This window comes from Dietzia aerolata (genome assembly GCF_014144865.1).
Classification (GTDB): domain Bacteria; phylum Actinomycetota; class Actinomycetes; order Mycobacteriales; family Mycobacteriaceae; genus Dietzia; species Dietzia aerolata.
On the sequence record NZ_JAALDM010000109.1, the window covers coordinates 1 to 9,448 of the forward strand.

At 69.8% G+C, this 9,448-nt stretch carries 10 protein-coding genes; 5 read left to right on the plus strand and 5 right to left on the minus strand.

Going from position 1 to position 9,448, the window contains the following annotated elements; all coding sequences use genetic code 11:
• The 3 genes from G6016_RS07280 to G6016_RS07290 all read left to right on the plus strand — a co-directional run.
• Positions 1-1,362: ATP-binding cassette domain-containing protein (locus G6016_RS07280; RefSeq protein ID WP_182632005.1), on the plus strand; the 1,362-nt coding region annotated here is incomplete at its 5' end.
• Positions 1,363-1,399: 37 nt separating this feature from the next.
• Complete coding sequence (locus tag G6016_RS07285) at positions 1,400-1,981, plus strand: dihydrofolate reductase family protein (RefSeq protein WP_182632006.1); 582 nt, start codon at positions 1,400-1,402, stop codon at positions 1,979-1,981.
• 133 nt (positions 1,982-2,114) lie between these two features.
• Positions 2,115-3,125 (plus strand): acyl-CoA thioester hydrolase/BAAT C-terminal domain-containing protein, encoded by a 1,011-nt coding sequence (locus G6016_RS07290; protein WP_182632007.1) that lies wholly within the window; start codon positions 2,115-2,117, stop codon positions 3,123-3,125.
• 110 nt (positions 3,126-3,235) lie between these two features.
• On the opposite strand, the gene G6016_RS07295 is transcribed toward G6016_RS07290, so the two are convergent.
• From G6016_RS07295 to G6016_RS07310, 4 genes are all read right to left on the minus strand, one after another.
• Complete coding sequence (locus tag G6016_RS07295; protein WP_182632008.1) at positions 3,236-3,772, minus strand: ferritin; 537 nt, start codon at positions 3,770-3,772, stop codon at positions 3,236-3,238.
• Between the two features lie 207 nt (positions 3,773-3,979).
• Positions 3,980-4,759: an SDR family NAD(P)-dependent oxidoreductase gene (locus G6016_RS07300; protein WP_182632009.1), complete on the minus strand. Its 780-nt coding sequence runs from the start codon at positions 4,757-4,759 to the stop codon at positions 3,980-3,982.
• Positions 4,760-4,822: 63 nt separating this feature from the next.
• On the minus strand, positions 4,823-5,977 hold the full coding sequence (locus G6016_RS07305; protein ID WP_182632010.1) for a hypothetical protein: 1,155 nt from the start codon (positions 5,975-5,977) through the stop codon (positions 4,823-4,825).
• A 91-nt stretch (positions 5,978-6,068) separates the two neighbouring features.
• Positions 6,069-6,521 carry a limonene-1,2-epoxide hydrolase family protein gene (locus tag G6016_RS07310; protein WP_182632011.1) on the minus strand — a complete coding sequence of 151 codons (453 nt, stop codon included), beginning with the start codon at positions 6,519-6,521 and terminating at the stop codon, positions 6,069-6,071.
• A gap of 120 nt (positions 6,522-6,641) precedes the next feature.
• Here G6016_RS07310 and G6016_RS07315 point away from each other — a divergent pair, with 120 nt between their 5' ends.
• Positions 6,642-7,466, plus strand: coding sequence for an alpha/beta fold hydrolase (locus G6016_RS07315; RefSeq protein ID WP_380023478.1), 825 nt, complete (start codon positions 6,642-6,644; stop codon positions 7,464-7,466).
• 63 nt (positions 7,467-7,529) lie between these two features.
• On the opposite strand, the gene G6016_RS07320 is transcribed toward G6016_RS07315, so the two are convergent.
• The gene (locus tag G6016_RS07320) at positions 7,530-8,330 is read right to left on the minus strand and encodes a hypothetical protein (protein ID WP_182632013.1); all 801 of its coding nucleotides are present in this window, start codon (positions 8,328-8,330) and stop codon (positions 7,530-7,532) included.
• A gap of 301 nt (positions 8,331-8,631) precedes the next feature.
• Between G6016_RS07320 and G6016_RS07325 the strand changes: the two genes are divergently transcribed.
• The coding region (locus tag G6016_RS07325) for a glycosyltransferase (RefSeq protein WP_182632014.1) at positions 8,632-9,448 on the plus strand (817 nt) is incomplete at its 3' end.

Here is a 9,448-nt window from a genome sequence, read left to right on the forward strand (position 1 = left end):
CGGCTCGCCGCGTTGGAGCGGATCGAGGCGGGAAGGGGCGACGACGACGACTTCGACCGGCTCGCCGATGACTGGTCCATTGCCGAACGGACCGTCGCGCAGCTCGATCTCCTGGGTCTGCCATCAGAGTTGGGTAGATCGGTCGCGCATCTGTCCGGCGGGGAGCGTACGCTCGCGGCGATCGCGGGCCGGCTCCTCGAGCGTCCGCGGGTGCTGCTGCTGGATGAGCCGACCAATAATCTCGACACCCGGGCGCGCGGCAGGCTGTTCGCGGCGCTGGAGGATTTCGCCTCCGGCGGCGACCGCATCGCGGTCGTCGTGAGCCACGACCTGCAGCTTCTCGGGCTCGCCGAGACCACCGTCGAGTTGCGCGCTGGCCGGGCCCGCGTGTTCGGCGGCGACTACGTGCACTACCGCGAGGTTGTGGACGCCGAGCAGGCGGCGGCGCAGCAGGCGTTGACCGGTGCGCGCAACGATCTGCGTGCGGAGAAGCGCGACAAGGTCGAGGCTCAGGTCGCGCTGGCGCGGCGCGAGCGGTATGGCCGGAAGATGCAGGCCACCAAGCGCGAGCCGAAGATCATCATGGGGGCGCGCAAGCGGGCGGCGCAGGAGTCGGCGGCCAAGTATCGGGCCACCCATGAGCGGGGTGTCGAGCAGGCGCAGGAGCGGATGCGTGAGGCCGACGCCGCGGTGCGCCGGGAGCACCCGCTGCGCGTGGAGTTGCCGGATCCCCAGCTACCGGCGGGGCGCGTGGTGGTGGATGCCGACGACCCCGTCGCCGGCCGCGTCCATCTCGCCGGCCCGGCACGCGTGCGACTGGCGGGGCCCAACGGCAGTGGCAAGACCACGCTGCTGCGCCGCCTCGCCGGTGCTCGTGTCAATGCCGAGGCCGGAGCCAGTGTCGGCTCCGGTGCTGATACTGATGCCGGGGCCGGGGCCGGGGCCGGCGCTGACGGCAGCCCTGCGATTGCCACGCCCTGGGCGTTTCTGCCGCAGGATATTCGGGTCGAGCATCCCGAGCGGTCGGTCGTGGACGCGATCCGGGCCGTCCGGCCGGAGGCGACGGTGGAGGAGGCGCACGCCCACGCGGCGCGGATGCTGTTCACCGGTGACGCGGGTTTCCGCCGGCTGGCCGAGTTGTCCGGCGGCGAGAGGCTGCGGGCGGCACTGGCGGCGGAGCTGTTCGCCCGGCCGATGCCGCAGCTGCTGATCCTCGACGAACCCACCAACAACCTCGACCTCGAGGGCGTGGAGGTCCTCGCCGATGCACTCGCGCAGTGGCGGGGCGCTCTGCTGCTGGTCAGCCACGATGACGGCTTTTGCGAACGGGTGGGGGTGGACGACGTGATCACCCTCGCCTGACCTGCCACCCCACCCACTCCAGAAGCGAGGAATCACCATGCGAAAGCTCATCTATTACGTTGCCGTGACGGTCGACGGCTTCATCGCCGCGCCCGACGGCGCGTTCGACTTCTTCCCCCTCGAGGGCGACCACGGGCCCTGGCTCACCGAGCGATACCCCAAGACCATCCCGGGCCATTTCCGCGAGACGCTCGGGCTGACCCAGGCCCGGCCGCGGGCCTTCGACACGGTCCTGATGGGACGGGCCACGCATCAGGTCGCCGTCGACGAGGGCCTGGCCAGCGGATATCCGCACCTGCGTCAGTACGTGTTCACGAGCCACCCCGGCGACCTGCCGGTCGAGGACGGCCTGACCATCACCTCGGGGGACCCGGTCGCCGTGGTCCGCGAGCTCAAGGCGGAGCCGTCGGACCTCGATATCTGGCTCTGCGGCGGCGGGGCGCTCGCGGCCACGCTCATCGACGAGATCGACGAGTTCCGACTCAAGGTCAATCCGCTCATCCTCGGTGCGGGCATCCCGCTCGTCGCGGGACAAGCCGCCCCGGTGCTGAGCCTGCGGCGGCGAATGGCCCGGGAATTCGAGAGCGGGGTGACCTATATGGAGTTCGTCCGCGCCTGACCTGCCCGCGCCGCTCATCGCCAAGAGGGTTCGGCCCACTTCTACTCGCACGACGTGGGCCGAATCCACTTCTCGATGCGGGGTCGTCGCTAACCGCATACGCTCTGCTTCGGGCTACGTGGGGAGGAGCGGGATGCGGAAAGTGTGGAGTTGGCTCAAGTGGCCGGTGGTGTTCCTCGTCGTCGTCGTACTGGCTTTTGTCGCGGCGCGCGTCGTCAACCATTTCCGCTACCCCGACCCCGACCTCGCCTACCCCGACCCCATGAATGCCGCCGCCTACCCCACCGCGATGCCGGGCGTGGCGGTCACGCCGATCGCCGACGGGCCGGTGCGCGGATTCCACCTGCGGCCCGACGACATCCGCCACCGCGGCGTCGTCCTGACCTGGGGCGGATCCGAGGGCGGGCCCGATTTCGACCACGCCGAACTGCTTGCCAGCCAGGGCCACGAGGTGCTGGCGCTGTTCTACTTCGGGCAGCCCGATCAGCCCGAGATGCTCAGCCGAGTGCCGGTGGAGACGGTGTCGCGCGCGCTCGACTGGGCCGAGGCGAACGTCGAATCGGTGGATCCGGTCACGGTGATCGGGACGTCGAAGGGCGCCGAACTGGCCGCGCTGGCGCCGACCTACGAACCGCGCATCGACAACACGGTCCTGTTCGCGCCCGGTGACCACGTCACGCAGGGTCTCGACTTCTCCAACGTCGCGTCGTCGTGGACGTACCGGGGAGAGGAGATCCCGTACCTGGCTTTCAGCGACGCCTCCGACTCCGGGCCCACGCTTCGGATGCTGGCGGCGACCGTGTTGGGGACGCCCGTGCGACTGCGGCCCGTGTACGAGGCCACGTTCGATCAGCCGGGCGCGCAGGACAAGCAGATCGATCTGACGCGGGTGCCGGGGGAGGTGCTGATCTTCGCCGGCGGCGACGACCAGCTGTGGCCCGCCGCCGACTCTGCCCGGCGGTTCGCCGAGATGCGCCCCGACCGCACCGAAGTGCACATCTATCCCGAGGCGGGGCACATCTTCTCCGTGCCCGGCGACTATGCGAAGGGGATGTGGATGGGCGGCAGCGCGGAGGCCAATGCGGCGGCGCTGCAGGACAGCGACCGGATCCTTGGGGAGCGGTTGGCGGACTGGTCGCGGTAGGCGGGAGTCGGTAGGCGGTTGCGCCGGGGTGCCCTGACCGTCGGATGCAAGAAAGCCCGGCCCGGGGCGGCTTGCTCCGTCCCGGACCGGGCTTTGTCGTGACGGTCAGATCAGACCGCGCCGCCAGCGACGGCCGGCGGGGTGCCGGTGTTGGTGGAGGAGTCGGACTCGCGGGCGAGGTGCTCCTCGATGCGGAACCAGACATCGCCCGCGCGCTCGGCGATGGTCACCAGCGTGTCCATGTTGGCGACCTCCTCGACCTGCTCGCGCAGGAACCACAGCATGAACTGCTCGCCCAGCGGGTCGGACTCGGCGCGTGCGGCCTGGAAGAGGGCCTCGATCTGCTCGGTGACCTCCTTCTCCTGCTCGAGCGCCAGCTTGAGGGCGTCCACCGGGCCGTCGAACTCGCCGCGCGGCGCGGGGATCTCCTTGATCTCCGCCTTGAGACCGCGGTCGAGCATGTACTGCACCATCATCATGGCGTGGTTCCGCTCGCCCAGGCTGTGCTGGTAGAAGCGGGCGGCCAGCTGCGGAAGGTCCTGCGAATCGGCCCACACGGCGATCGCGATGTACTGCTGGGACGCCGCGAACTCGTTGCTGATCTGCGTCGAGAGGAGGTCGGTGAAGGCGCTGTTTGCCTTGGTCATGGTGATGCCTTTCGTCAGTTGCCCCGGCAGGTGCCCGGGCGGGCGGGGAGACGCTCTCCCGAGGGCACCAACATTAGGAGCAAAATCGGCATCGTGCCAGGTCAGTTAGCCTAACCTGACGGTGCGCAGCCTAACCTGAGGATGCATAGCCTCACCTTCCGTAGAGGCATTCGGCTGGCCTTCGGAGGGGTTGCGGAACGCCTGACCCTAGTCCCGGTGCGCCCGCATCGCCGAGTGCTGGGCACGCGGCTTCACCACGATCTGGTCGAGATTCACGTGCGACGGCCGGCTGGCGACAAAACCCACGATCTCGGCGATGTCCTCCGCCTCCATCGGGGTCAGTCCGCGATACACGGCGTCGGCCCGCTCCCGGTCCCCGTCGAACCGCACCGTGGAGAACTCGGTGTCGACCATGCCGGGCGCGATCTCGGTGAACCGCACGGGCTGGCCCAGGTGCTCGCCGCGCAGGGTCCGGTGCAGGACCGCCTGCGCGTGCTTGGCCGAGGTGTAGCCCGAGCCGTTGTCGTACGACTCCAGTGCCGCGATGGAAGTGATGGTGATGACCAGCCCGTCCCCGGTCTCTACAAGCGTAGGGATGAGGCCCTTGACCATGCGCAGCGTACCGAGGACGTTGGTCTCCCACATCCACCGCCACTGGTCCTCGTCGGCGTCCATCACACTGGTGGTGCCTTTGGCGCCGCCGGCGTTGTTGACCAGCACGTGAAGCCGCGGGAGGGCCGCGCAGAACTCCGCGCACGACTGCTCGTCGGTCACGTCCAGCGGGAGGGCGGTGCCGTCGATCTCGCCCGCCAGAGCCTCCAGCCGGTCGACTCGCCGCGCGCCCACCACGACATGGAATCCCTGCCGGGCGAGCTCGCGGGCGCTAGCCTCCCCGATCCCGGACGATGCGCCCGTCACCACCGCGATGCGGGTGTCGGCGGGCAGGGCGGCGAGGCGCTCACGGGCGGCGGTGTGCTCGGTACTCATGCGGTCAGGTTAGCCTTCCGGCGCGCTATCCGGAGGGCGGGTCACCCGCTCCGAGGTGACGCGTCACCAGCATCCGAGGTGGCGCCAGAAAGTCCACGCGGCCTCGTTCATCGTCACGGTCATGAGGCCTTTCGGACGAAGAGGTGCGGAGGTGGGCGTGGTGGCCCACTCGCGTCCGCCCCGGGACGTGGAGGTTGACGGAGGGGCCAGCGACGGGACGGTGCCGCCGTTCTCCTCGATGAGGTCCTCGGTGCGCTCAAGCGTGCACTGGTCGAGATCGATGGCGTATGACGGGTCGTCGTACGAGTCGGGGTCGGCGAACGCCAGGGTGATGAACCGCAGGTTCGGAACCGCATGGAGAGCGCGTACGACCTCGGCGTCGAGCAGATCCTCCTCCTGCCTGGGTGGGACGCGAAGAGTCACCAGAATGGGGTGCGGGGCCGAAGGCGGTTCCTTCGTACTGGGTCGCGGTGAGGTGCTCATGTCGTAGCCCTTCCCGCCGGCGGCTGAGGTCGGATCGTTGAACTTCACGTCGTAGACCAGGCCTGTCAGCGCAGGAACGGTGAGTGCCTCCCACACCTCGTCGTCGAGGGTGTTCGCGTCCAGTCGGTTCAACGTCACCGCCGGCCCACGATTGCGGGCGGTGACGGTCCAGCCGCGGTCTTCTCCGCGATGGGGTGCGGGTACCAGTCCATCAGCCACGAGTTCGCGGAGGTGGTCGATCGACGGTCGGGCGGCGGGGGAGTCGTCAGGCACCCTGGAGGCGTCGACCACGAGATCATCGGAAGACGTCGTCGTTCGATAGGTGACGGCGACATCCTGTGGCGTGGTCAGCTCCCACCACAGGCGCGCCCGAGCCATCCACCTGTCCGTGCTGCTGATCGGCCCGGAGTACTCCGACTCGGCGTCGGTGCCGGCGCGGCGGATAAGGGTCAGCGTGCTGCTCTCGAACGAGCCACCGCTGGCCTCGACGGCGGTGTGGAGGATCTCCACCACACGATCTGCGGTGAGGTCGTCCTCGAGGGGCAGTGTCATCGTCCCCGACGGCCCGTGCTTCACCGACCCGGATGAGGTGGAAGCACCGTAGAGAGGGAAGCCGTTGTCGTTCGAGACCGTGGTGTCCACGCCCGGGATGTCCTCGATCTGGCTCTCGACAACATCGGAGCGGGGCGGTCGGGGGTGGCTGCTGCACGCGCCCAGAGCGAGCGCTGCCGCCATGCAGATCGCGAGTAGACCCGCGGCCGACGCACGGAATGGGAGCCGGCACCCGGATTCGACACGCGAATCGGGGTGGAGTCGGACCGGCATGTCAGCGTCGGCCGAGGCCCGGGATGATCCCGACGAGGCCACGGATCGTGCCGCGGACCATGTTGGTGGTGGAGAAGTAGTCCAGCCATCCGATGACCCGTCCGTCGCGGACCTCGATCCGGCCGCACACCCAGAAGTCGCAGCGGAACCGGCCCAGGCTGAGCGAGTCCGTGCGCTCGGTCAACACCACGTGGGGGGAGCGGGGGTCGGTCGGGTTGGCCGGCGCCGACACGGCGAGATTGTGGGTGCGGATCCCGAGGTGCATGTTGCGGTTCATGGCTGCGATCGCGCCGATCACGGCCTTCTTTCCCTTGACGGTGGGCAGCCCCACATTCGTCCACCACACGTCGTCAGCGACCAGGTCAGCCACCGCGGAGGTCGAGCCGGATTGGAGGGCATCCAGGAAATTGCGGACGACGACCTCAGGGTCCGTCTGCGTCGAGGTTTCAACCATTGGCCTACGGTATCGCCCGGAGGGCGGCGTCGGGGGACCGTTCTGCGCGGATGCCGGTGCGTACGAGTGACGGCTGGCACCATGACCGACATGACCTCCACCAGCGCACCGTCGCCCGCCATGACCATCGCCTCGGCAGTCTCGTCCGACGGCGCCGCGATCGCCTACCGGACTCTCGGCGATCCCGCCGCACGCCCGCTCCTGCTCGTTCACGGCTGGGCCCAGTCCAGTGCGTGCTGGGGCCCGGACCTGCTGGCGGAGCTCGCCACCCGGTTCCGCGTGGTGGCGATGGACCTGCGCGGACACGGGCACTCGACCGTCGCGGCGGAAGGCTATGACTCGGCCGCCCAATGGGCCGACGACGTGGAGGCGGTCCTGGACGCCGCCGGAATCGGCGACGGTGCGGGCGCGATCCTGCTGGGCTGGTCGTACGGCGGGATCGTCGTCTCCGATTACCTGGCAGCGCGCGGCGAGGGACGGGTCGCGGGACTTGTGCTCTGCGGCGCCGTCACCTCGATCTCCCGTTCGGCGGGCGGCGCGGTGGGCCCGGCGATGATCGAGGTGACCTCAAACGGCGCCTTCGACGAGCGCCCCGGCAAGGCCGTCGCCGCTCTGGCCAGCTTCGGGACCGCGATGATGCGCCGAGGTGACGGCACGAGCGGCCAGCGCATCTTCGGTCTGTCCCTGGCCACCCCGCCGGCGGTCCGCCAGAAACTGCTCACCCGGCGAGTGGACAACGACGAGACCCTGCGCGCCCTGACCATCCCGGCGCTGGTCATCCACGGCGAGCACGACGGCGTGGTCCTGCCCTCAGCCGGTCAGGCCAACGCCGAGATGATCCCCGGTGGCCGCTACGTGGGCTTCGCCGAGTCCGCCCACGCACCATTCATCGAGGAGACCCCGAAGTTCCTGTCAGAGCTCGACGCGTTCGCCGCCGCGCTCTGACAGCCCCGGACATCGGGGTGCCCCACCGCGCGGCGGGGTCCCCGACTCGGGGCGGGCGGGTGGTCAGCCGGCGTTGTTGACCTTGGCGACCTGCTGCGCCATCAGGTCCGCCAGTTCCGCCTCTGCCTCGGGCCCGATCTCGCCGCCGAGTTCGGGGGCGGTAACGGCCCCGCCGACCACCTTCACGCCGCGGACCTCGGTCAGGTACACGAGGGTCGCCATCCGGCCGCCCTCGCCCAGAACACCCTCCACCTGTGTGTCGGTCGTACGGGCGACAACATCGTCGACACCCTCGATCTCGGGGGCGTCCGCCGAGGTCGAGGTGCCGCTCATGCCGAGCGCCTGCCCCTCGAACTGGACGTTCTCGCAGTTCCCCCAGTTGGTCTGGTACTCATCGAAGCTGATCGAGGTCCGGAGCACCTGGATCGTGTATGCGACGGTGGAGGTCTCCCCGCCGCCCATGAGCGCCGCGAGCTCACCATCCGCGACATCCTTGGCCAGAGCCGAGTTCATGTCAGCGGCGTCGGCACACTCCGGGGGATCGAAGTTGATCTCCATGCCCTCGGGCATGTCGAACCCCGCCCCGGCCTGCGCCAGCATCGCGGGGTCGGCCTCCTGCATGGGCATCGAGGTGACCTCGTCGGGGGTCAGTAGCAACTCCTGCACCGGCGCATCGGTGGGCTCGGAGTTCGCGCCGCCCGTCGCCTCGGAGACCGCGTCCCCGGCCTCGCCGGCCACCGATGACGCCGCCGACGTCGCGTCCGAGGCGACCGACTCGGCCTGATCTGCGGTGTCGGATGAGCACGACGCGGCGGTCAGCGCGACGCCGAGGGCGAGCGTGATGCCGATACGGCGAACGGTCATGGGGTTCCTCCGGTGTGATCAGTGGTGACAATTACCGTGGCGCACGCTATATCGCCGACCGTCCCGACGGGGCATCCAGGCCGCAGGGTGGGGAGAAGTTCACTATCGAACATTCATGCCGGCGTCGTCGTCGTACTCATGCGACAACCTCCCGCCCCACTCCCGTCTACAACCTCCCGCCTCATCCCCTCGGCGACCTGCCGCCTCACACTGGTGGGCAACGTTCCAACCCTTCCCCGTCGACACCCTCCCGCCCCCACGCGACGTGCACCGGCGCGCGGACGGGGGCACAATCGGACTGGTGACCGTTTCCGACCTCCACCCCGGCCCCGACCTGCCGCTACCCCGGCGCGTCGCGGTGCTGTCCTTTCACACCTCGCCGCTGGCCCAGCCCGGCACCGGTGACGCCGGGGGTCTCAACGTGTACGTCCTGCAGACCGCGCGGCGGCTGGCCCAACGCGGCGTCGAGGTGGAGATCTTCACCCGCGCAACGCATTCCAGCCAGCCCCCGGTGGAGGAGGCGGGCGATGGCGTGCTGGTCCGCAACATCGTCGCGGGGCCGTTCGAGGGCCTGCGCAAGGAGGACCTGCCCACGCAGCTGTGCCCGTTCGTCGCCGGCGTGATGCGCGCCGAGGCCGGCCACGCGCCCGGCTATTACGACCTCATCCACTCGCACTACTGGCTGTCCGGCCAGGCGGGGCTCGTGGCCGCCGAGCACTGGGGCGTGCCGCTCGTGCACACCGCCCACACGCTCGCCGAGGTCAAGAACGCCGTCCTCACCGCCGGCGACACCCCCGAGCCCGAGTCGCGGCGCATCGGCGAGCAGCAGATCGTGGACGCCGCGCACCGCCTGGTTGTCAACACCACCGGCGAGCGCGACGAGCTCGTGGGCTACTACGACGCCGACCCGGCCGACATCGACATCGTGCCGCCCGGCGCCGACCTCGAGCAGTACACCCCCGGCACGCAGCGCGGCACCGAGAAGGCCCGGCGCGCGCTCGGGCTGGCGCAGAAGACCGAGGTGATCGCGTTTGTCGGGCGGATCCAGCCGCTCAAGGCGCCCGACGTGGTGGTCCGCGCCCTCGCCGAGATCGTGCGCGCCGACCCGCACCGCGACG

Excerpts from the sequence above, each read along its gene's own strand:
- G6016_RS07320 (WP_182632013.1), bottom strand. The coding sequence starts at position 8,330 with ATGACCGTTCGCCGTATCGGCATCACGCTCGCCCTCGGCGTCGCGCTG.
- G6016_RS07315 (WP_380023478.1), top strand. The coding sequence starts at position 6,642 with ATGACCATCGCCTCGGCAGTCTCGTCCGACGGCGCCGCGATCGCCTAC.
- G6016_RS07295 (WP_182632008.1), bottom strand. The coding sequence starts at position 3,772 with ATGACCAAGGCAAACAGCGCCTTCACCGACCTCCTCTCGACGCAGATC.
- G6016_RS07310 (WP_182632011.1), bottom strand. The coding sequence starts at position 6,521 with ATGGTTGAAACCTCGACGCAGACGGACCCTGAGGTCGTCGTCCGCAAT.
- G6016_RS07285 (WP_182632006.1), top strand. The coding sequence starts at position 1,400 with ATGCGAAAGCTCATCTATTACGTTGCCGTGACGGTCGACGGCTTCATC.
- G6016_RS07300 (WP_182632009.1), bottom strand. The coding sequence starts at position 4,759 with ATGAGTACCGAGCACACCGCCGCCCGTGAGCGCCTCGCCGCCCTGCCC.
- G6016_RS07305 (WP_182632010.1), bottom strand. The coding sequence starts at position 5,977 with ATGGCGGCAGCGCTCGCTCTGGGCGCGTGCAGCAGCCACCCCCGACCG.
- G6016_RS07290 (WP_182632007.1), top strand. The coding sequence starts at position 2,115 with ATGCGGAAAGTGTGGAGTTGGCTCAAGTGGCCGGTGGTGTTCCTCGTC.